A 22,173-nucleotide genomic window follows, 5' to 3' on the forward strand; every position below is an offset into this window, starting at 1 on the left:
CAGAGTGCCTTGAGCCTCGGCGAGCGCGCAACTGCCCGACTCTACCGATGGCTGCGCCTAGTTCGCCAACTCTTCAGCCCATTGGCGCTGTTTGTCGGCCTCATCGGGTTTGTCGAGCCGATCCAATGAATCGGCTAGTCTGAGCCGCAAGGTGCGTTCGGCCAAGGGATCTTCGATCTGTAAGTCCAATGATTGTTCGAAGAGTAGCATAGCCTCCTCATGACGCTCGGCCAGAGCCAAGTAACTGGCTGCTGCCCCTATCCCTTGGGCGGCGTTGGATTCTTGGTGCACCGTTTCAAAGAGGTTCGCGGCCTGCAGCATCAGAGCCACCGCGTCTTGGAATCGTTCATTGGCCCCGTGCCACTGAGCGTACTTGACCAGAATTTGGCCATGAAGCTGCTTTTGGTCGTGTTGCGCGGCAAGCTCAGCCGCCTGGCTGAAGCTGGTGGCGGCGTCTCCCGATCCCGTAGTTTCTTGGACGGTGGCTAGCAACATGAGTGCGTTGAGCATGGGGTGGATGCCCTGTTCCTCAGCAAGTTTTTCGGCCAGGGGGATAAGTCGTTCGGCAAGCATTTGGGCTTCGGCAAAGTTTCCGGAGACCAAATAGATATTGACCAGTTTTTCTGCGCATTGCAGTTCACGCAGGGGGTTTCCGGCGGCCGCGAAAAGTTCAAGGGACTTTTCCCAATTCTCGGCGGCCGGCTCAAACTGTTCGCTGAGCCCGTAGGCCTCGGCCAGCAGATCATGGATTTCTCCTTGCTCCGCCGCGGAGAGGCTCGGTGTGGAATCTTCCAAGGCTTGATCCAGATAGTCGATTGCCTCATAGGCTTCGCCCAAATCTACATGTGTCTGTGCCAAACGAAAGAGCAGGGCAACTCGTTGGCTGCTTTCGGCCAGTTGGGCTTGATGCAATCCGAAACGCAACCCTTCGATGGCTCGCTCGGGCTGATCCATCCCGAGAAACAGGGAAGCGCTGAAATCTGCGGCGCGGATTGCGCGTTCCCGGTCTTGATAGCCGGCAAAGACGGCCAAAGCGCGTTGGGCATATTCCAACCCGGTTTCGTACGCAGAATCATCGACGGCCAGCTGAGCTAAGAAAAAGTGTACTTGCGCTAATGAGTTATCCGTAGGAGTGAACTGGCGCCATGAGTGAACCAGCGCTTCCAGCTCTTTCATTGCCCCGTCGCTGGAGGCCAAGATGATCCGGATGGAGTAGAGATTGTGTAGCAACGAATCCCGAATGTCATCGCCCGGATAATCGCTAAGCAGTCTCGCCACATGCTGTTCGGCCGATGCAGCGGATTCGCGGGCCGCATCGAATTGATCGTGGCGCAGCTGAGCGTGAGCTAACCAGGTATCGATGTACACCCGCGTTATCAGATCCTCGTGCCCCGCGGAATGTGCGTGTAACAAGGCACTGAGCTGCTCGGCGCTTGCGTCGCGGTGCATTGATACCCCGTAGTCGCCCAGCATGCTGGCCAATTCGTGGTAGCCCGCACGCTCCAAGGTACTGAGGTAACTGCTCAGGTGCACTTCGGCCACACTGTCGTTTTCGAATCCTAGATGCAGGATCATCGCTAGTTGTTCTAGTCCAGCTGTAATATCTGCCGCGCACGGTAGTTCTAGGCCAGCTTTGACTTCTCCGAGCGCCAGCTCTGCTTTGTTGCAGGCGGTGTACTCGCGCGCACGACGCAGATACTCGGCCGCGTTGGATGCAGCAGGTACCGGCGAGACAGGATCCAGCCACGCATCATCTTCCCAGGCCAAGTCCCAGTGCTCCAGGCCGATGTCAGCTACCGCGTGAGTGCGGTTCGTGGCCCACTGGTTACCGTTGCGGGTGTCGAAACGTGAGGCCAGCTCGTGGGCGGCCGCCCAAGCCCGTGGGCCCAGTGTGTCAACTCGAAGTTCGTGATCGTGTTGGCCAAAGAATTCCCGCACTTCGCCGGCGTTAGTGCCGCGTACCGGCAGCTCGCTGAGCCCGGCTGCGGACAACTGGTCGCAGAGCAATCCCAGCGCGGCGAGGAATGCCAAGTGTTCGCGCTGAGCCATGGGGTCATGGGCCAGCCACGGAAGATGCCGTTCAGCGATCTGTAAAGCCCGAGTGAGGTTTCCGGTGGCCACCAAATACTGCAAGTGGTGTGCTACCAACCCGAGGTTATCGGGTTCCTTCCGGGCTGCCTGATAGCTGCGCACATGCAATGCCTTGGTTTCCGGTAAACGTCCGGCACGCAACATCGGCAATAAGCCGATGGCGATGGCCTGCGCGGGTTCTTGCCCGCAGCTAAATTCGTTGTCTAGTAAGGTATCGAGCAATCCGATGGCCGCGTCGGGTTCTCCGGTAGCCAGCAAGTAGGACATCTTCAAGGACAGGATGCAAGCCTCGCAATGGGCGTAGGCATCTTGATCTTCAGCCGCTAGTTCGTCATAAGTGCGCTGAGCCAGATCCATCCAACCATTGGCACAAGCCACCTCGAACCGTGAGGTTAGCACCGCGCCTTGGCTTAGTCCTGCCCGCGCATAGTGGCTACTCATCTCCTGCAGAAGTTCGTGAATTTCGGGAGCCGGAATTTGCGGGTCCGCGCTGAGCAGGGAGGCCATCCATTTGTACTGCCATAATAAGTCGGCCCCATCACCCGGATCGGAGGGGAATGCCACAGGGTCTTGATCGTAACGATCTAGGCACCAGCGGAAGTTTCCGAGAAGCCCGGTACTATCGCCACTCATGGCGCAAGCATCTGCTTGGAGTAACCGGACCCGGTATTCGGCTATCAGGTCATGAGCTTCTTCGGCCAGCTCCAGAGCCTGATCCAAAAGTTCGTTGAGCGCTGGCCCATAGGGCAGGTGAGAGCAACGTTGAAGCAGTTCGTCGATATGGTGTTCGGTCATCGGTTGGCCCCTTTCCCTTACCCCACGTGGCGACGTGTTCTGACTAGCATATTTGGCGTACGTGGCGCATGTGTCCAGCGCCACGGTCCAGACGTAGTATTTCCGCGCGTTCCGTTACCGGTGTTCCTAACCGGCTTTGCCACATAGGATGCAGTTATGGCTCGTATTTCTGTGATTGGCGAATCCTTAGTCGATGTAGTTGATCGTAAGCCGTTCCCGGGCGGTTCCCCATTAAATGTTGCAGTCGGTCTGGCACGGCTGGAACATCACGTCATATTTCATACCGAGTTCGGTCTTGACGAACACGGTGCCCTCATTGCTGAACATCTGAACCGGGCCGGGGTGCATTTAGCCGACGGCACCCAACGATTGATCGCCACCAACCAGGCCCAAGTGAAGCTGGATGCGCAACGCCGGGCAAGTTACCGTTTCAACATCACCTGGGATTTGCCCGATGATGTGGTGGCCCCGGGAACTGATCTGCTGCATACCGGTTCCATCGGTGCCTGGCTGGAGCCGGGTGGGTCCAAGGTTTTGGCGGCTTTCGAAAATTCACCGGCCAGCCTGATCCGCACTTATGATCCGAATATTCGCCCCGAATTAGCAGCGGATCGGGACGCTGTCTTCGCCCGAGTTCAGAAGCTGATGAGTCTGGCCCAGGTGGTCAAGCTCAGTGAATCAGATGCGGCGTGGCTTTACCCCCAGTGGGATCCGGCTGAGGTGCTAGACCATGTGTTGTCGCTCGGCCCCCGATTGGTGGTACTCACCCGTGGTGCGATGGGGTGTATTGCGCAAACCACGACCGATTCTTACGCCCAGCCGGCACTGGTTACCGATGTGGTGGACACGGTCGGTGCCGGAGCCGCGTTCATGTCCGGGTTGCTTCACGGTGTGCTGAGCTCTTCCCTAGCCGGACAGCTCACCGAACCATACTCGGGGGAACTTGACCCGGTAGCGGTCGACCAAGCACTCCGGTGTGCGTTGGGCAGTGCGTCGCTGAGCGTTTCACGTTCCGGCGCGAATCCCCCGTCAGCCAAAGAACTCTCCGCCTTATTAGCAGCCCGGGAATAATTGTCCGGGCGTCGTGAGGAAAGGCTCCGATGGTGACAAAAACACCGGCGGCACGCAATACGCTACGTGTGCTGAAGTTATTGGCGAGCAGGAAATCTCCCACCCCGGCCGCCATGATTGCTACCTTGCTGCAATTGCCGCGCTCCAGTGTCTACCAGTTACTCACCGAAATGGTGGATCAGGGGTTTGCCATTCACTACCCGAAGGAGCAGGCCTACGGGCTAGGGTTATCCGCCTTTGAACTCTCCAGCGCCTATACCCGACAAGAACCGTTGGCCCGGCTGGGTGCACCTTTGGTGGCGCAGCTGGTCGATCAGGTCGGCGAATGCGCACATTTGGCGGTGCTGCACGGTGCCGATGTACTGTATATCGTGGAGGAACGGGCAAAATCACGCCCCTCGTTGGTGACCGATGTGGGCGTTCGACTCCCCTCGCATCTCACAGCTTCGGGGCGTGCGATCCTTTCTAAACTTCCCAAATCACAGGTTCGGGCCCTCTACCCCCGGGCCAGTGACTTCATTAGCCGCGGCTCTAACGAAGCGACAATTAGCGACTACGCCTCATTGCGTCGGGAACTCCTGCTCGCCGAAGAACGCGGTTATGCCATTGAGCAGGGGGATGTCACCGCAGATTTTCATTCCTTGGCCATCGCCATCTTGGATTCCTCGAATTGGCCGGTGGCCGCTTTGGCGGTGACTTTTTTGGCCGATAGTTCCGGTGCTGCTGAGCGTGAGCGGCACGAGAAAATTCTCGGGCCGTTACGAGAGACCGCACACTTACTTTCTGAACGCTTCCACGGACGTCGCTAAGGACGAACTTTGGCAATCGCGTACCACGACGATCACTTAGTGTGGTGCTTCGACGGTGTCCTTGGCGGGTGCTTGGCTGCTGGGCACTGAGCTAGATCTGGCTGGCAATTTCCTTGGAAATGGCTCAAGCGTTTGGGCATAACTTGTCCGCTCGGTAGCGTGAGGGAACTCGAAGCGTCCCATCCGGTGGCGCGTAAACGATGTGAAGATTGCAGGAGGTATCCGATGAGCAACCGTCATCCCACCGATCCACCAATCAACCCAGATGATCCCACGGGACCCACCACGCCGCCGAGCGATCCGACAGCTCCTCCCGGACCGGTCACTGACCCAACCGGCCCAACCCAACCGCCGCTAGACCCCACGGCGCCGCCACTACCTCCAGAACCGGATACCGCACCAGAACGCTAAGCTCGCAGTATTTCCGGCCACCACATTTCGCAGAGAAAGGCAGTAAATTCCTATGGGCGACAAGCAGATTCCAGAGCAGGACAAACCGCAGGAACACCAGGACCCAATTTCGGATCCGAAGCTTTCCGATGAACCCGGTCACGACTGGTCCGCCGAAGGCGGTGCAACCGAAGAGGGTGCCGCGACCTCCAGCGAGCAGCAATAAGCGCATTGGTTACCCCGCGGTGACCGAACATGACGCAATCTCTTTACCAGGCAGGGTGCCAGCTTGAACGCAAGGCTGGCACCCTGCCTTGTGCGTTTCACTTGCGCACTTTGAAAATCTGCGAGGCGGTCCAGACACCGTGTCGCAGAACTGAGACAAACTTGAAACAGCAATGCGACCACTAGGGGAAGATCACCACCTAGGCTCGGTAGTACTAGCTCAGATTGGCGGGTTCTCCGCCCTTGCTTAGAAGGAGTACTCTCATGGAAAAAACCACCCTACGCACCGCTGGTCTCAGCCTTGCCGTGGCGCTGTTCGCTTCATTGGGTTTGAGCGGCTGCGTCACGGTCCAGCCCGAGGACGGGGCCCCGACACCCTCCGCCGTTGAAAACAGCCCCAGTACCGAATCGGTGGCGCCAACGACGCAATCTGCCGCAGCTAGCCCTTCGCCAACCACCCAGTCCAGCCCATCGGCGCAACCAAGTAGCGCGGCGAATTTTGATTCTATTTTCGCCAGCATCGCCGATGCCGCCGACAAGACACTTGAATGCCTTGACGATGATGACGCCAACGGTCGTGATGACGCCGATGACCTCACAATTTCGGATAGTGACATTGTCATTAGCATCACTGGAGATTGTGATGATGTGCTGGTTACCGGCAATAACCTCACCATCGCCATCGTTGAGGTTGATGACTTAACGGTTCGCGGCAACAACAACATGATTGCCGTTCAGGATCTGGATGATGTTGATGTCACTGGTTCGCAGAACATCGTCTCGTGGAACCCGGTCCATGAGGATGACCCTGATGTGGACGATAAGGGTTCGGATAACGTCCTGCGCCATGACGCGCTGTTATCCGCTGACCTGAACCTCTAGTCTCATCACATTTTCATCCACTTCGCCCGGCGGAAGACCTCAGCGTCTTTCGCTGGGCGAAGCCAGTTGAAGGAACAGCAGAAGATGACTGTTTCCACCACCGCTTCGGTGCTCTTAGTCGACGATGAACAAGACATCCTTTCCACGCTGGGCGGGTATCTGCGGCGCAGTGGATTGGAGGTGCTCACCGCTTCCGATGGAGCTGCCGCGCTGAAAATTCTCGAAGAACACCCGGTACAGGTGATCGTCTCCGATGTGATGATGCCGTTCCTGGATGGTCGAGCGTTGTTACGTACGCTGCGCCAGCGCAATGATTGGACGCCAGTAATCCTGTTGACCGTTGTCGGTGAGGCCGATGAGCGCTCAGCGGCCCTCGACGAGGGTGCCGATGACTATCTAAATAAACCATTTGCGCCCCAAGAATTACTGTCCCGGATACGGGCGGTGCTGCGCCGCATCCAATCCGCGACCCAGACATTGCATACGGCCGAGGTAGTGCTCGCCGACCACGGTTCAGGAACCCTCACCTTGGATCGCTCCGCACGTCGGGTCTGGAACTCGGACACCGAGATCACGTTGACGCCCAAAGCGCTGACCTTGCTGGAGTATCTGATGACGCGTCCCGAAGAGGTTCACAGCCGGGAACGTTTACTGCAAACTCTGTGGGGATTCGAATTCTCCGTCTCGACCAGAGCGGTAGATCACCGAATTGCTGAAATCCGCAAAGCCTTTGGCGACGATGCGGCGGCACCGACCCTCATTCAAACCGTGGCCGGTCAGGGTTATCGGTTCGCGGGGAAGGTGCGTCGTGGCTGAGATTTCGCAGCGCACCGTGCGCAACCTGCGTCGGCTCCTGTGGCTGCTACCGCTGCTGGCCGTCATGGCAGCGGCCGTGGCGTTCTTCCTCGCTCCGCAGCTACGCTTGGCGGTGCAACTGTCGTTATGGCTAGCACCAGTACTGCTAGCCGCCTTCGGTTTATTGCTGGTGCTCACCCTGCTCGTTCAGTATCGGAAGCTGCAGCGTGCGGCTCATCGGCTGCAGACCCAACTACGCGAAGAGAACGACCAGGCACGGCGTCGGCTGCTGCGCCGGTTGGATCATGAACTCAAGAACCCGCTGACCGTCCTTGAAACGGTGGTCAGCGGCAGCGAGAATGGGATGCCGGATTCTCAAAGCTGGGAAAGCGTCGCCACCCAGACCCGCAGATTGTCCCGGTTGGTCGGTGACCTGCGTGGTTTAGCCGAGTTAGAAATCGCTCAGCTTGAACGTATCGAGGTAGATCTAGAGTCCTTGCTGCGCGATGTTTTGGACGACACCGCCGAAGGCCCATTAGGTGCCGAAGCCGAACAGCGGAAAATTTCCTTACATCTGCCCAAGGCTCCTTGGCCACTCCCCCTGATCAAAGGCGACCCGGACCTTCTGCGATTGAGCCTGCAGAATCTGGTGAGCAACGCGATTAAGTACTCCGAGCCGCAGGACAGCATCGAAATCACCGCGCAGGAACTCGACGGCTGGGTGATCATCGATATCGCCGATACCGGTCGCGGCATCCCCCAAGCCGAACAGGAGCTGGTGCTGGAAGAACTCGCCCGCGGTTCCAACGCGCGCGATAAGCCAGGATCCGGGATTGGTTTGGCCCTCGTCCGGGTCATCGTTTCACGCCACGGAGGTTCATTCAATCTTCGCTCACGTGACGGACACGGCACCTCGGTGTCGATCCGCCTACCGTTAGTTCCCACGGATTAAAACTTCCGACCTGCCAACGGAGATGTAGCCGGTGGCAAGTCGGGAGCGGAACACGTTTTTTACTTCTGCTGGCGGTCCTTGGCTTCTAATTCGGCGAGCGCTTCGGTGGTAAACACCTGATAGCCGTATTCCCGGTGGTACCCGTGAATTTCTCGAGTATCAAGGACATCCATGTAATCCAGAATCTGGGCGGACACCACCTGACCGGGAACCAAGACCGGGAACCCGGGAGGATAGGGAGTCACGAAGGCCGCAGAAACAACTTCCTCTCCCGCGCTCATCCGTTCCCGAACTTGTTTAGAGAGCATGAAGGTCGTTGCCGGGTCCTTGTAGGTGAGGTAGTAGGCACGGCGCATATCGCCACTTTGCGCACCACCATCAAAGGCCTTCGCGAAATAGCTGAAGTTCGGCAATGGCACCTTCAACGCCAAAGATTCCTTCAAGTGCTCCACCGAGCGGCCGTCCAAGCGTCTGCGATGTTCCAAATCGTTGGCGATCTTGATCAATACTTCGATCAGGTAGGAGACGGCGCTGCGGTTAGTGCCAATGTTGGTCATCAACAGCACGCTGGTGCGGCTGGTTTTATTCACCTGGATGGCGTGCCCATCCATCAAATAGGTGTGCTTGAAGGTGTCCCCATCCACGCCGGTGCGGCTGATGTCCAAGGTCAGTCGGCTTGGATCAACTACGAATTCATCGGTTTCCCAGGCTTCATCCCAGGCTGCTAGCCCGTCACGCACCGGGTTCACATTCGAAGACTGCCGGTATTGGCCCGGAATTAGATCTTGGCTGTTGAGCACACGGAAGTATTTGCGTAACAGCTTGTGCCGAGCAATCGCCTTAGAGACGGATAACGCCAAATCAACCTGGCGTTGTACCAGTGCGTAGCCTTCGAGCTCGGCTTGCCGTCGCCCGATGTCCAAGGACGCTAAAATCTGGTAATTCGGTGAAGTCGAGGTGTGAGTCATGTAGGCTTCGCGGAACGAATTGGCGTTTCGTGCCACGTAATCCTGATCGTAAATGTGGATCATCGATCCCTGCCGCAATGACGTCAGCGTCTTGTGCGTGGACTGGGTGGAATAGATACGTAACCGGGTCCGATCCGGATCGGGGATTAGTCGGGTGTGGAGCCACTTCTCATCGTTTGACGGATCCTCGGTGGTTCCTGGTTCGGGCAGGGCCGAGGTCTGCTGCGCGTAGCGTTCCCGAAATTCCTTGGTGCCCATCATGTCTTCGATGGTGCGTGCGGCGGACATGCCGGTGCGTTTCCGGTAAATCGGATGGAACCCGGCAAAGGCGTACCATGCCTCATCCCAGAGGAAGACTAAATCCGGTTTGATCGCCAAGCATTCTTCCATGACCCGCCGCGGGTCGTAGATAATCCCGTCAAAGGTGCAGTTGGTTAGCGTGATCATTTTGACCTTGTCCAGCAAACCTGCGCGACGCAACCTCAACAGTTCAGCCTTGATCTCCGACAGCGGCACCGCACCGTACATGGAATGCTCCTGAAGCGGGTAGGCCTCAAGATATTTCACATGTGCACCGGCCAAGACCAGTGAATAGTGATGCGACTTGTGGCAATTCCTGTCCACGAGGACAATATCGCCCGGGGCCAGAATTGACTGGTGAACGATCTTGTTCGCGGTCGAGGTCCCGTTGGTGACGAAGTAGGTGCGGTGCGATCCAAAGGCTCGTGAAGCCAGCTCATGGGCTTCACGGATCGATCCATGCGGGTCCAATAGCGAATCTAGGCCACCGGAGGTTGCCGAGGTTTCTGCCAACAGTAAGTTAATGCCGTAAAAATCCACGAGGTCTCGGGCCCACGGGGAATTTTGTACCGATCCGGCACGTGAGATCGGCATGGCGTGAAATACGCCGGCGGGACGACGCGCATAGTTCTGCAAGGCATTGAAGAAAGGAGTCTCGTAGCGCGACAGGATCTCGTTGATAATCGATAGATGCAGATCCATTCCGTCGTTACGGGAGAAGATCCGACGGAATCGCCCCGTCATTTCGCGGGCCAGTGATTCCAGAGCCACACCCGCGACGAGATAGACGGCGACCTCGGGACGCAGTTTGCTGATAATGCCTTCAAGATCGATGAGCAGATCCATCTGCTTGGAACTGGTGAACAGCCCTTGGGTCTGCCGGCGAACGTATCCGTGAAGTGCGCTACTGAGCAATCGTTTGGTGTTAATTTCGAAGCGTGGAGTGAGTACGCAAGTCTGAATCGTGGGGTTGATCATCAATGCAACGAGGGCATCTTCGACGCTCGGAACAACCACAAAGTTGTACTGAAACTTGTCCGAGCTACGCCGTTGGTCAAGCATCTCTTGCTTGAAACCTTCGATTTCTTCCACCCGACCGTTATCAACCATCAAGACTTCCACCACCGGGGTGAAACGTTCGGTGGAGTCGGTACGCTTAGTTTGCTGTTCGTCCTCTTCCAACAAATTATTGTTCTCAGGTTCGATGTATTGGGTTTGCGAACGGAAGGTCTTATTGACCAAATACACCTTTTCTAGAGCGGTTGGATAGTCATCCTTTTCCAATGCGGCGACCATGTCATTGAAATAGCTGATTCCTGGCGTTGCCCAGTACGGTTCGATAGCGGCGATCAACACAATAAGTCGTCGCGCCTCAGCGACCAGTCGATCCGGGTCCGTCTTCTGCTCTTTATGGCGGACCACTTCACCCAGAATGTATCCCAGGTGCTCCCACGCGTCCTTGCGTCGGCGCCAAGCGCTTTCAGGTGTACCCGTTGCGTTTACGGTGTGGTTGGCTATCCCAGTATCCACGGTCGTCGGTCTTTCTCTCGATTTTGATGCTCGTTTACCGCAAATTTCAGTTCCTGGCGTCCCCTTTGACCCCCAGTGTACGAAGAATATGCGAACTTCACTTGGAATTGGTTATTAGCGCGCTAAGTTACCCCGGAATTGCTCGCCGCCCGGCATCGGCCTCGCCGGCCCTTGGCAAAGGCTTCGCCTCGGATGAACTACTCATGAACGCCGATCCCCCTGTTTTCACTCCCCCAAGACCCTGATCGGTTGTCCGAAATATCGGACAGTGTGCCTGATTTCAGAACCCTACCTCTTCCAAAGTAGCCAATGATGGGTGATAAGTCCTTTTAGATGTCATCGCAACCGAGGTGAGAAGTGGATACAAATCTGGTGAACGACGTAGTGACCTTGGGTTTATCCGGAAGCACTGCCCAAGACGTGCTACGGGTGGCGCGTCACAATGCACGCATTGAGATCTCCCCCGAGGTCCTCGCCGAGCTTTCCCGGGTTCGCTCACAGATCGATGCTTTGGCAAGCAGCGACACTCCGGTTTATGGGGTGTCCACCGGGTTTGGCGCCTTGGCCACTCGGCATATCCCCTTCGCTGATCGGACCAAACTTCAACGTTCGCTGATTCGATCCCATGCCGCAGGGATGGGTCAGCCGGTAGAGCAAGAAGTGGTGCGAGCTTTGATGTTCCTCCGCGCCAAGACGCTAGCCACCGGTCGCACCGGGGTGCGACCGGTGGTACTCGAAACCATGGTGGGATTGCTCAATCACGGAATTACGCCACTCGTGCGTGAATACGGTTCTTTGGGTTGCTCCGGCGACCTTGCCCCACTGTCCCATTGTGCGCTTGTGCTCATGGGCGAGGGGGAAGCAGCTGACCGCGAAGGGCGGGTTCGCCCCGTCCCGGAATTATTCGCGGAAGCCGGGCTAACACCGGTGGAGTTAGCGGAAAAGGAGGGTCTGGCCCTCATTAATGGCACCGACGGCATGTTGGGCATGCTGCTCATGGCGCTGGCCGACCTCGAAGATCTGGCCGATACCGCCGATCTGAGTGCAGCGATGAGCGTAGAGGCACAGCTGGGAACCGATCAGGTCTTTCGTCCGGAATTACATGCACCGTTACGTCCGCACCCGGGGCAGGAAACCAGCGCCGCCAATATGTTCGCGGCGCTGGCAAGTTCGCCAATTGTGCAGTCCCACCGGGAAAACGACGGAAGAGTCCAGGACGCGTATTCCTTACGTTGCTCGCCGCAGGTGACCGGCGCACTGCGTGACACTATGGCTCATGCCCGAACTGTAGCGAGCAGAGAATTAGCCGCAGCTATCGATAACCCGGTGGTGCTGCCCGATGGGAGCGTGAGTTCGAACGGGAACTTCCACGGCGCACCGGTGGCTTATGTGCTGGATTTCTTGGCTATCGCCGTGGCAGACCTAAGTTCGATCGCCGAGCGTCGCACCGACCGGATGCTAGACCCTGTACGTTCTCGCGGTTTGCCCGCGTTTTTGGCTGATGATCCCGGCGTTGATTCGGGAATGATGATCGCGCAATACACACAGGCAGCTCTGGTCGCTGAAAATAAGCGTCTGGCCGTTCCAGCGAGCGCGGACTCAATTCCTTCCTCGGCCATGCAGGAAGACCATGTTTCGCTAGGCTGGCATGCAGCGCGCAAGTTGCGTACCGCGGTCGATAACTTGCGTCGTGTTCTGGCAATCGAGTTGGCTGTTGCCGGCCGGGCATTAGATCTTCGTCGGCCCTTGATGCCCGGGCCGGTCACCAGTGCGGTTCTGGAACTCTTGCGCAGCAAGGTCGCGGGGCCAGGGCCGGACCGATTCCTCTCGGCAGATCTAGAGGCGGTAAATCAACTACTTGCTAGTGGAGAAATCAACCAGGTGTTGCGAAGGGTTCGAAGCACCGCATAATCCGTGACTGTTGCTAATCCTATCCGTCGCCTAGGTGGGTGACGGATAGGCAAATGGGGGTGCTGCGCCGTCAGATCAGGCACAAGTTCAGCTCTTGTCCAGTGCGGGGGTCTAAACTGGAGGGAACGAAAAATCTTTCCCTGAGCTTGAAGGTACTTCCCCATGCAACGCACTATGTTCAAGTCCAAGATTCATCGGGCCACGGTAACCCAGGCCGACCTGCATTACGTCGGTTCAGTGACGATCGACTCCGACCTGCTTGCGGCTTCGGATATTTTGCCCGGCGAATTGGTGAGCATCGTGGACGTAACCAACGGGGCAAGGCTGGAAACCTACACCATTGCTGGCGAACCCGGTAGTGGCGTCATCGGGATCAACGGAGCCGCGGCGCATCTGGTGCATCCTGGGGATACCGTGATCATCATCAGCTATGCGCAGATGGAAGATGCCGAAGCGCGCAGCTACTCCCCTGCGGTCGTGCATGTTAATGAGCACAACCAGATCATTCATCTGGGTGATGATCCGGCCGTAGCGGTGGCTGAGGGTGTGCAAACCCCACCGTTCGCGCAGGTCTCCGGGGTCTAACCGACCACGAGATCAGTAGCTGGCATCCAGCAAAGCTCCGTCACACTGAGATAGGATTCAGCTCACCAGATCGCAGGGGGCATTTGATGAGTGATAAACAGCAACCGGATGACAGCCCACAGGCACCGCACCGGCAATGGAATGAGCTGCTTCAGGAAATGCGGGTGATGCAGACCGGCATTCAGATTTTGGCCGCTTTTCTGATCATTCTCCCTTTTCAATCTCGATTCGAAATCGTTGAAGAGCGCGAACAGATCTTTTATCTCATCCTGTTGATCGCCGCAGTGTTGCTCATCGTCCTGTTGATCGTGCCGGTTGCGGTCCATCGGCACTTTTTCGGCCAGCGGGTTAAGGCGACCACCGTTCATTTGGGCCATATTGTGGCTAAAGTGGTGGCGGTCGGCGTGGGTCTGCTGGTCACCGGATGTGTCTGGTTTGTTTTGCAGGTCTTATTGGGATGGCAGATGGGGCTCTTCATCGGCGGCCCGCTGATGCTCGTGGCGCTTTTTCTGTTGGTCGGCTTGCCACGGATTATCACGCCACGCCGCGAGCTACGCGTCAATGGTTCTGAGGACTCGAATACAGATCAGTCCACTTGATCGGGTTCCCTTCACCCCAAGGCCCCGCCATCGATCCGGCGCAAAGACCATCTCATGGGTGCGTGACGCACGAACTTCGGCAGAATCCGATTCGCACCCCCTACCAGTTTAAGTATCACCGTAGCGGTCACACGCACCCGGGTCGTGAGCTGATACCCGTACAGTTCGCGCACCCGTTGTGGCAGTAAAGCGATGGTCAAATCTTTGGCTAAGGGCAAGAAGATGCGGACCCACCATGGGGTATTGTGACCGCGAAAGAGCTGCTCGGCCGCTTCGCTGACCTCCGGGCCCACCTGCAATTCCTTGATGGAACGTTCAAAGTAGTTGCGAAAGGCTGCCCGATCCGCAGGCCACATGGAATCGGGCATTTGCAGCGCCTGACCTAAACACACATATTCCCGGTATAGCTCATCCTGCTCCACCTGGGTGAGGCGTGGCAGGGTTTGTTGTGCAACCACATCCGCTGATTCGTAGAGTGTGGCCGCCACCCAGAGTTGCAGCTTCGGATCGCGCGCAGAGTAGGCGGGCGTACCGGCGATGTCATCTCGCGGGGCGTGCACAGGTTTGTGCGCTTTATTCACGTAATCGATCACCACCGCGCGTTGTGCGGCATTACCCGCACCCAACGCGTAAACGTAGGCGAGCGTATTATGCAGTCTTGACATGGGGTTGTCCACGAAATTCGAGTGCCGAACTACGGCGATACCGATGCGTGGATCGGCTAATTGCAGCAGGATCGCACGGCCAGCGCCCAACAGCAGACTTGCTTCGGGGGCAATACTTGCCAACATTCCTGTGCCCATTTCAGCATCCATAACGCCAGCGTACGTGAGCATCCTTGGTGCGCGGTGACAAAGGATACCGCTGCGCCGACCCCCTCAGAGTTCATCCGTGAGGTAACGGATCGTTCGTCAGTTCCCGGAGTAACTCATTGGAATGCTTATCCTGATCGGCTCACGCAAACCATTCGTCGAAAGGTTCCTGTACTTAGGCAAAGTGCCCTTTGCGAGGGCCTGTATCCAAGATTCATTCACGGTTGAGCACCGCCTCGTTGAGATCGTTTCACCGCTAACTGCCGGTTGACAGTTTGTACTATATAAATTTTGGATACGAAGGGCGGCGAGCTCATTTCTCGTTCAGGTGAAGTCTCGGCAGCACATCACCGTGCGGGAAGTTGCCACAGAAGACTAAAGCGGGCCTTGTCTGCAGCGAATCCAACTCAGGATTCCCTTCAGACAAGACCCGCTCTGGCTCATACTTGATCCTCACCGCTAGGGTGAGAAGCCGATGAACCTGCTTAGAAAGCAACCCCGCAGTGCAACACAATGTTGGCGTACGGGGTGGTATCCCCGGTCCGGATAATGAGTTTGGCCGCTGGTTGCATGGCTTTGAGTTCTTCGTGACTGACATATTCTGGGGTCAGTCCATAGCCTTGCACCAAGGCAGGCACCGGACCATCGAGGGACTCGCTAGCCAGGGTGCTCGCTTCGAAAACCATGTTCTGACACAGTACCTGCAGCACTTCGGCGAAGCTCAACCGGCCGCGCACCAAGGCAAGGTCCACCACGGTGGCGTCCGCCGGAATCGGCAGGCCACAGTCGGCGACCACCACAGTATCGGTGTGGCCCAAGGTAGCCAAGGCGGCAAGCAAGGGGGCGTTGAGGATCGGGGTGTTCAGCATTGTTTATCTTTCTTGGGCCGCGCGGGCTACGAGCTTCAGAGCTGGGAGAGGTCTCGAGGATAGGATGCCTGCGCTCCAGGGTGTTGCACAGTATAGGCAGCGAAACGGTTGGCAAAGTCCGCTGCTTCACTCAGGGTTTCACCCGCGGCCAGATGGGCGGCCAGCGCACCGGTGAAGGCGTCGCCGGCGCCGGTGGTGTCGACCGCGTTGACCTTCATGGCGGCCACTTGGCTCAACTGGGCTTGTCCTGCGGCATCCATCTCAGCCACCAAGCATCCAGCCCCGCCGAGAGTGATGACCACCGAACCGATCCCTTGAGCTAGCAGTTGCCGGGCTAGCTGCTCGTAATTTTCCTCCAACCCCTCGGCCGCAGCCGCATCCAACTGCTTAAGCGCTTCAAAAGCCTCGTGTTCGTTGACGACCAGCGGATTGGCGGCCAGGAAATCCCCGCGCTGCAAGGTGATGACCGGGGCAAGGTTCAGTACGACCCGATCCTTTGCGGCGGCGATAGCCGCGGTGATCCCGGCCGCAGGAATTTCGCCCTGCAGCACCAGCACCCCGTGTAATTCTCCGGCGTTTCGCACGGCAGCGGCATCAACGCTGGCATTGGCACCGGAAACCACGGCAATAGAATTTTCTGCGTGGGAGTCCACGCTAATAATAGCCACCCCGGTAGGTTCCTGGCTGCGGATCACCCGCCCCAGCTGCACCCCGGCAGTTTCCATCTGACCCAGCGCAATCGCTGAGTGTTCGTCTTCTCCCACCGCACCAATGAACTCTGTTTGGGCACCAGCCAACTGGGCAGCGAGGGCCTGATTGGCCCCCTTACCGCCGGGGGTGAGCTGATAGGAGTCAGCCAGCACGGTCTCTCCCGGCCCGGGCAGTCGGTTCATCAACGCGGTGATGTCCACATTGCTCGAGCCGACCACGGTGACCTGAATTTGCTGGTCTTCGGCCATGTTCATGTTCCTTGGTTCGTTGGTGCGATGGGTAAGCGAAGGGTTTTTTACTTCGCGAAGTCCGCGATGTTCTCTTCGGTGACGGTATCCACGGCTACCGCGATCTCGGCTTCCACGGTTTCACCGGCAAGAACCTTGCTGATGACCTGGACCGACTGGCGGCCAAGCTCGGTGGGGTTCTGCGCGATGGTGGCCAGCAAGGTGCCTGCTTCAACTGCGGCGAAGCCATCTTCGGTGCCGTCGAAGCCAACAACCGTAACATCGGTGCCAGCCTTAGCACCCAGTGCTTGGATCGCACCCAGTGCCATCTCGTCGTTCATGGCTAGAACGCCCACCACGTCCGGGTTACCCTGCAGCAAGTTGGTAGCAACGTCCAGTGCCTTGGCGCGGTCGTAGTCTGCTGGCTGCGAGGAGACAACCTCGATTTCAGGGAACTGCGCCAGACCCTTGTCGAAGCCCTCGCCACGCTCATTGGTGGAGGAGGCCCCTGGCACGCCCTCCAAAACGATGATCTTGCCCTTGCCACCAAGCTCCTCGGCCAAAGCCTTCGCAGCCTGTTCACCACCGGCAACGTTGTCGCTGGCAATGAAGGAGGCGACCTCGGCCTCACCGACGGTGCGGTCAACGGCAACGATTGGCAGGTCGGCTGCAAGTACCGGAGCGAGGCCAGCGGCGGCAGCGTCGGAGTCGACAGCGTTAATGATCACGCCGGCCGAGCCGTCGGTCGCTGCCGTGGCCAGCTGGTTGGCCTGGGTGGCCGAATCGTTCTGCGCATCAACAACGCTAAGTTCCAAACCAAGCTTCTGTGCTTCTTCTTCGGCACCATCACGCAGGTCAACGAAGAATGGGTTGTTCAGGGTCGACACGGCCAAGGTGGCTTTCGACCCTTCGGCGGCCACATCGCCACGGTTGCAGGCGGTCATGCCTAGCACCAAACCAAGGCCGAGAGATAGGGCGGTTGCCTTGCGTGCAATATTCTTCATGGGGTTCTCCTTTGAACGTTGTTCGATGCGGGGATAAAAAACTTGGCGGAAGACTGCGCGGTTATTTAGTGGCGCACGTTCTTGCGGCGGATCACGTCAAAGCCGACGGCGATCGCGATCACCAAACCGATCACGACCTGCTGCCAGAATGCGGAGACCGAGAGCAGGTTGAGACCGTTACGGATGACGGCCAGAACCAGTGCGCCGATCAGGGTGCCGGAAATACGCCCTACACCACCGGCTAGCGAGGAACCACCGATCACTACCGCGGCAATAGCGTCCAGCTCATAGCCACTGGCCAGCGTGGGCTGCGCCGAGTCCAGGCGACCGGCCAAAATCATGCCCGAGAGGGCCGCGAAAATACCGGAGATCACGAAGACGGTGACCAGCACGCGCTTGACCGGGATCCCAGAGAGACGCGCCGCTTCGGTGTTGCCGCCCACCGCAAAAGCATTCTTACCGATGACGGTGTAGTTCAGCACGAAACCGGCGATCAGGGCCGAAGCAATGAGAATCAAGATTGGCACTGGCATGAAGCCGATGTCGGAACCCAGCCAGGACACCGAGTCACCGGTAGCGATTGGTCGGCCATCGGAGATCACCAGAGTCAGTCCGCGCACTATGGTGAGCATCGCCAGTGAGGCGATAAATGTCGGTAATTTACCGTAGGCGCTCATTGCACCGGTAACCCAACCGCAGAGGGCTCCAACCAGCAGGCCAATCACGATTGCCAAGCCGTCGGGCAGATTCGCGGTTGTCACCCAGTAGGAAGAGGTCATTGCCGAAAGCGCGGCGACCGAACCCACGGACAGGTCAATGCCAGCGGCAACAATGACAAAGGTCAATCCGAAGGCCATCACGGCGATGGTGGAGACCTGAATACCGACGTTAATCAAGTTCGGCACGGTGAGGAAGCGTGGGGTGGCGATGAACATGGCCAGGCAGAGAATGACCAGTCCGACCAGTGCGCCGTTGTTAGCCAGAAAGGCCTTGAGATCAAAGCCCTTGGGCTTGGTGGCTGTGGTGTTCATTAGTTAGTTCCCATTTCCTCTTCACGATGCACATTGCTCACGGCCAAAGCCATGATCGAGTCCTGTGAGGCCGTTTCGGTGGCCATTTCCCCGGCGATCCGACCCTGGCTCATCACCACAACGCGGTCGCTCATTCCCAATACTTCGGGTAGTTCGCTGGAAGCCATCAGTACGCACCCGCCGGATGCGGTGATCTCGTTGATCAGTTCGTAAATTTCTACCTTGGCTCCCACGTCCACGCCGCGGGTTGGTTCATCCAGCAGCAGCACTTTGGAGCCGGCAGTGAACCACCGACCAAAGACCGCCTTTTGCTGGTTACCCCCGGACAGCGAACGGATTGGTTGGTCGATGGACCCCATCCGGATCCGCAGTCTCTTGGCGATTGCTTCGGCCCGTTCATGTTGACCCTTGCGATCAACCAGACCGATCTTGGCGGTGCTGGCCATGGTGGCGTAACCAATGTTCTCGGCCACCGAAGCATCCAGCACTAACCCTTGAGTTTTACGTTCTTCCGGTACATGCCCGACACCTGCGCGGGTGGCGGCGGCAACATCGTGTCGTGCCAACGATTTGCCGTTGACTAACACCTTGCCCGAGTCGTAGGCGTCGGCTCCCGCAATAGCGCGGATCAGTTCGGTGCGCCCGGCGCCCATCAACCCGGCCAATGCCACCACTTCACCGGGACGAACCGTGAGGCTCACGTCCTTGAGCGCAGAGCTGTTGAGGCCCTGAATCTGCAGCAGCGGAGTTTCACGTACGGTGGCGCGAACACGCGGGAATTGTTGGGAGATCTCGCGCCCGACCATGAGTCGTACCAGTTCGTTTTCGGCGGTGTCGGCCGGGACGGTGGCGATAAACTTGCCATCACGCAGCACGTTGACGAAGTCGCCGATTTCGGCGATTTCGTCTAGGTGGTGGCTGATGAAAACCATCCCCACACCCTTAACCTTCAACGATCGGACCACTTCAAAAAGCTGCGCAATTTCAGCGCCGGTCAGTGCCGCGGTCGGTTCATCGAGAATTAACACGCGAGCATCAAGCGATAGTGCCTTGGCAATCTCGATTAGCTGTTGCATGGCCAGACCAAGATCCCCCACCTTGGTGTCCACGTCAAGGTCTAGGCCTAGCGTATCCAGTGCCTGACGGGCGATTTTGCGCATGGCTCGGCGGTTAATGATGCCGAATTTTCGTGGCACGCGGCCCAAGGTGATGTTCTCGGCAATAGTCATCGAAGGAACCAGGTTGAGTTCCTGGTGAATGGTGGCGATTCCCAGGGCTTCGGAGGCCTTGGTGTCTGGGATCTTCACCTCCTGACCGTCTAAGATGATTCGCCCGGAGTCTGGGCTGTGCACCCCGGCAATCATCTTAATCAGCGTGGATTTACCGGCACCGTTTTCACCTAAGAGCACCGAGACCTTCCCCGCGTGCACCTCGACGGTGACCTCGTCGATGACCTGGACGGGGCCGAATGACTTGCAGACCTTGTCCAGAACCAGCAGAGCATCCTGGCTCATGGGCGTGGGTTCCTTTCCGTTGTCAGGTTCAATCTGGGGGCGGTGTCCACCGAAGCTCGGGGACTGTAATGGCTGGTCAGTTGCACTGCCGCAGTATCTTCGGAGCGCATCAATGCGGTCAGGGCGTTGAGGGCGGCTCTCCCCATCTGTTCTAGATCGTGACTGATGGTCGCGATGGGTGGTTCGTGCAGCAGCAACGCGTCCACTTCATCGAAGCTGATCACGGAGAATTCCTCGCCAATCCGTGCCCCGGTTTCTTGCCAGTAGGAGATCGCGCCCAGAGCCATCGGCGCATCGGCGATGATCACTGCCGTGGGGTGCTGCAGGTGGCCGCTAAACCACTGGGCACCAGCACGTCCGGAGCTGCGCTTGAAGTCTCCGGTGAAATGTAGCTGCGGGTCGATGCGTAGTCCGGCTTGACGTAATGCCGCGGCAAAGGCCAGCTGACGCTCGCTGGCGGTGGAGGCGTGCTTCGGTCCGCCGAGGAAGGCGATTCGCTCGTGACCTTTAGCTTTGAGGTCCGCCACGGCGTGGATCATCGCTTCATCGCTGCGTGCCGTGACACTGGGGATACCGGCATTGGCCACGGTACGGTCCACAAAGACCGTGGGAATGGGGCTGTCGATTACTCGTTGCAACATGTCGCTGGGTTTGTTGCTATCCTCACCCAATCCTTGCGGGACGATCAGCAGGCCATCAACTCGACGCGAAAGCATCGCGGCCAAAAAGTCGTCCTGCTGCGCGATGTCCTCATCGGCGTTGCCGATGAAAGTGACTAGGCCCAGCGAGCGGGCGTGCTGCTCCACGGCATGAGCTAAGTCGGAGAAGTAGGGGTTACGCACATCGGAAATCAGCAGCGCGATGGAATCGGTTTTGGTCGAGCGCAGGGAGCGGGCCTGAGCGTTGGGTAGAAAACCCAATTTCGCGGCGGCCGCTTCAACCTTGGCGCGGGATTCGGTGGAGGTTGCAGGATTGCCGGAGAGCACACGCGAAGCAGTGGCCGATGAAACACCGGCCGCGCGTGCCACATCCTTGATGGTGACTGCCTGCATGATGCGAATAAGCTCCTTTGCCTACCTCATGAAATCGATTCCATGGAATCGATTTCACAGTCTTCCCTAACAACTGGGCGATGTCAAACCATCAGCTAGAAACACCCCGGCCGACTCCCGAGCCTGCGATTACTCACTCTGAGGATTCCCGCAGACTGGTCATCTTTCAGTAGGACACCAGAAGTTCGAGAACCGCGACTCCCAGCCTGAATGCGATGTCTGGCGGCGGTAAATATTGGGTATTACCCGGCGGTCAGACCCGTCCGCGATGAGGCGTAGAGCCGCGCAGTCTGTGGCGCGTGAGCAACGGCTTGTCCCAAGATTTGGGTAAAACCCCAATCGGAATCAAGAGATGACTAAGATAGTTCTCGTGTCGGTCAACCAGCTTTCAGATAGCGCGCAAAATTACCTGAAGATCATTTTCAGTCTCAAGGAATGGTCGGATGAGCCGGTCACGCCGAGTCTGGTGGCTGAGCGTGCGGGAGTGAAACTCTCCACTGTTTCCGGAGCGCTGGCTAAGCTTCGTCAGTTGAATCTGTTAGATCATGCCCCTTACGGGGAAATTAGCTTGACGGAAACCGGGCGTGCTTATGCCTTGGATATGGTTCGCCGGCATCGTTTAATCGAAACCTTTTTGGTTCAGATGCTGGGCTACCGCTGGGATCAAGTGCATGATGAGGCCGAGAATTTGGAACACGCTGTGTCGGACTTCATGATCGAGCGGCTCGATGAGATCTTGGGACACCCCACCCGAGACCCCCATGGTGATCCGATTCCGAGCGCGGCCGGAGATATTCTGATTCCCACTGCGCACCGGCTCAACCACAGCGTTGCCGGTAGCCGGGTAATTGTCGAGCGCATTTCGGATACCGACTCGCAATTGCTGCAGTACTTTTCCGACACCGGGATTGTCGTGGGCGCACAGCTAAACGTCTTCGAGGCTGACCCGTATTCGGACACGGTGGAGATCACTACTGCTGAAAACGCTCCACGGATCAGCCTCGGTTCCCGTGCGGCCGAGGCGGTGTGGGTTTCTGACCTCGGCTAGCC

General features: G+C 57.8%; 19 protein-coding genes. 10 read left to right on the forward strand and 9 right to left on the reverse strand.

What is annotated here, in order from left to right:
• Positions 1 to 57: 57 nt before the first annotated feature.
• Positions 58 to 2,886, reverse strand: coding sequence for a hypothetical protein (locus ACQQZ8_RS13005; protein ID WP_431710223.1), 2,829 nt, complete (start codon positions 2,884 to 2,886; stop codon positions 58 to 60).
• Positions 2,887 to 3,042: 156 nt separating this feature from the next.
• On the opposite strand from ACQQZ8_RS13005, the gene ACQQZ8_RS13010 reads away from it, so the two are divergent.
• The 6 genes from ACQQZ8_RS13010 to ACQQZ8_RS13035 all read left to right on the forward strand — a co-directional run bounded on the left by ACQQZ8_RS13010 (position 3,043) and on the right by ACQQZ8_RS13035 (position 8,010).
• Entirely contained in the window at positions 3,043 to 3,957 is a 915-nt protein-coding gene (locus tag ACQQZ8_RS13010) for a PfkB family carbohydrate kinase (protein WP_431710224.1), read from the forward strand.
• 29 nt (positions 3,958 to 3,986) lie between these two features.
• Positions 3,987 to 4,766 carry an IclR family transcriptional regulator gene (locus ACQQZ8_RS13015; protein ID WP_431710225.1) on the forward strand — a complete coding sequence of 260 codons (780 nt, stop codon included), beginning with the start codon at positions 3,987 to 3,989 and terminating at the stop codon, positions 4,764 to 4,766.
• A 463-nt stretch (positions 4,767 to 5,229) separates the two neighbouring features.
• Positions 5,230 to 5,382 carry a hypothetical protein gene (locus tag ACQQZ8_RS13020; RefSeq protein WP_431710226.1) on the forward strand — a complete coding sequence of 51 codons (153 nt, stop codon included), beginning with the start codon at positions 5,230 to 5,232 and terminating at the stop codon, positions 5,380 to 5,382.
• A gap of 263 nt (positions 5,383 to 5,645) precedes the next feature.
• Positions 5,646 to 6,263, forward strand: coding sequence for a DUF3060 domain-containing protein (locus tag ACQQZ8_RS13025; protein ID WP_431710227.1), 618 nt, complete (start codon positions 5,646 to 5,648; stop codon positions 6,261 to 6,263).
• A gap of 84 nt (positions 6,264 to 6,347) precedes the next feature.
• Positions 6,348 to 7,079: a response regulator transcription factor gene (locus ACQQZ8_RS13030; RefSeq protein ID WP_431710228.1), complete on the forward strand. Its 732-nt coding sequence runs from the start codon at positions 6,348 to 6,350 to the stop codon at positions 7,077 to 7,079.
• A complete protein-coding gene (locus ACQQZ8_RS13035) occupies positions 7,072 to 8,010 on the forward strand; it encodes a sensor histidine kinase (RefSeq protein ID WP_431710229.1) in 939 nt (312 codons plus the stop codon). The genes ACQQZ8_RS13030 and ACQQZ8_RS13035 overlap by 8 nt, the downstream gene beginning before the upstream one ends.
• 59 nt (positions 8,011 to 8,069) lie before the next feature.
• Here the strand turns inward: ACQQZ8_RS13035 and ACQQZ8_RS13040 are convergent, their stop codons facing one another.
• Positions 8,070 to 10,808 (reverse strand): aminotransferase class I/II-fold pyridoxal phosphate-dependent enzyme, encoded by a 2,739-nt coding sequence (locus ACQQZ8_RS13040; RefSeq protein ID WP_431710230.1) that lies wholly within the window; start codon positions 10,806 to 10,808, stop codon positions 8,070 to 8,072.
• A gap of 357 nt (positions 10,809 to 11,165) precedes the next feature.
• Between ACQQZ8_RS13040 and hutH the strand changes: the two genes are divergently transcribed.
• The 3 genes from hutH (at position 11,166) to ACQQZ8_RS13055 (ending at position 13,903) form a co-directional block, all read left to right on the forward strand.
• Positions 11,166 to 12,719, forward strand: a complete 1,554-nt coding sequence (hutH, locus tag ACQQZ8_RS13045) for a histidine ammonia-lyase (RefSeq protein WP_431710231.1) — start codon at positions 11,166 to 11,168, stop codon at positions 12,717 to 12,719.
• Between the two features lie 162 nt (positions 12,720 to 12,881).
• Positions 12,882 to 13,304 carry an aspartate 1-decarboxylase gene (gene panD / locus ACQQZ8_RS13050; RefSeq protein WP_431710232.1) on the forward strand — a complete coding sequence of 141 codons (423 nt, stop codon included), beginning with the start codon at positions 12,882 to 12,884 and terminating at the stop codon, positions 13,302 to 13,304.
• An 86-nt stretch (positions 13,305 to 13,390) separates the two neighbouring features.
• Entirely contained in the window at positions 13,391 to 13,903 is a 513-nt protein-coding gene (locus tag ACQQZ8_RS13055; RefSeq protein ID WP_431710233.1) for a DUF6328 family protein, read from the forward strand.
• A gap of 11 nt (positions 13,904 to 13,914) precedes the next feature.
• Here the strand turns inward: ACQQZ8_RS13055 and ACQQZ8_RS13060 are convergent, their stop codons facing one another.
• The 7 genes from ACQQZ8_RS13060 to ACQQZ8_RS13090 form a co-directional block, all read right to left on the reverse strand.
• Positions 13,915 to 14,718 carry an oxygenase MpaB family protein gene (locus ACQQZ8_RS13060; RefSeq protein ID WP_431710234.1) on the reverse strand — a complete coding sequence of 268 codons (804 nt, stop codon included), beginning with the start codon at positions 14,716 to 14,718 and terminating at the stop codon, positions 13,915 to 13,917.
• 482 nt (positions 14,719 to 15,200) lie between these two features.
• The gene (rbsD, locus tag ACQQZ8_RS13065) at positions 15,201 to 15,584 is read right to left on the reverse strand and encodes a D-ribose pyranase (RefSeq protein ID WP_431710235.1); all 384 of its coding nucleotides are present in this window, start codon (positions 15,582 to 15,584) and stop codon (positions 15,201 to 15,203) included.
• 35 nt (positions 15,585 to 15,619) lie between these two features.
• Positions 15,620 to 16,543, reverse strand: a complete 924-nt coding sequence (locus tag ACQQZ8_RS13070) for a ribokinase (RefSeq protein WP_431710236.1) — start codon at positions 16,541 to 16,543, stop codon at positions 15,620 to 15,622.
• Between the two features lie 47 nt (positions 16,544 to 16,590).
• Positions 16,591 to 17,526 carry a substrate-binding domain-containing protein gene (locus tag ACQQZ8_RS13075; RefSeq protein WP_431710237.1) on the reverse strand — a complete coding sequence of 312 codons (936 nt, stop codon included), beginning with the start codon at positions 17,524 to 17,526 and terminating at the stop codon, positions 16,591 to 16,593.
• Between the two features lie 65 nt (positions 17,527 to 17,591).
• Positions 17,592 to 18,557: an ABC transporter permease gene (locus ACQQZ8_RS13080; RefSeq protein WP_431710238.1), complete on the reverse strand. Its 966-nt coding sequence runs from the start codon at positions 18,555 to 18,557 to the stop codon at positions 17,592 to 17,594.
• Entirely contained in the window at positions 18,557 to 20,071 is a 1,515-nt protein-coding gene (locus ACQQZ8_RS13085) for a sugar ABC transporter ATP-binding protein (protein WP_431710239.1), read from the reverse strand. The genes ACQQZ8_RS13080 and ACQQZ8_RS13085 overlap by 1 nt, the downstream gene beginning before the upstream one ends.
• Positions 20,068 to 21,123, reverse strand: a complete 1,056-nt coding sequence (locus ACQQZ8_RS13090) for a LacI family DNA-binding transcriptional regulator (RefSeq protein ID WP_431710240.1) — start codon at positions 21,121 to 21,123, stop codon at positions 20,068 to 20,070. Before ACQQZ8_RS13090 ends, ACQQZ8_RS13085 begins: the two co-directional genes overlap by 4 nt.
• A gap of 352 nt (positions 21,124 to 21,475) precedes the next feature.
• On the opposite strand from ACQQZ8_RS13090, the gene ACQQZ8_RS13095 reads away from it, so the two are divergent.
• Positions 21,476 to 22,171 (forward strand): metal-dependent transcriptional regulator, encoded by a 696-nt coding sequence (locus tag ACQQZ8_RS13095; protein ID WP_431710241.1) that lies wholly within the window; start codon positions 21,476 to 21,478, stop codon positions 22,169 to 22,171.
• Positions 22,172 to 22,173 lie beyond the last annotated feature (2 nt).

The organism is Glutamicibacter uratoxydans (assembly GCF_050753455.1).
Taxonomy (GTDB): Bacteria; Actinomycetota; Actinomycetes; order Actinomycetales; family Micrococcaceae; genus Glutamicibacter; species Glutamicibacter uratoxydans_A.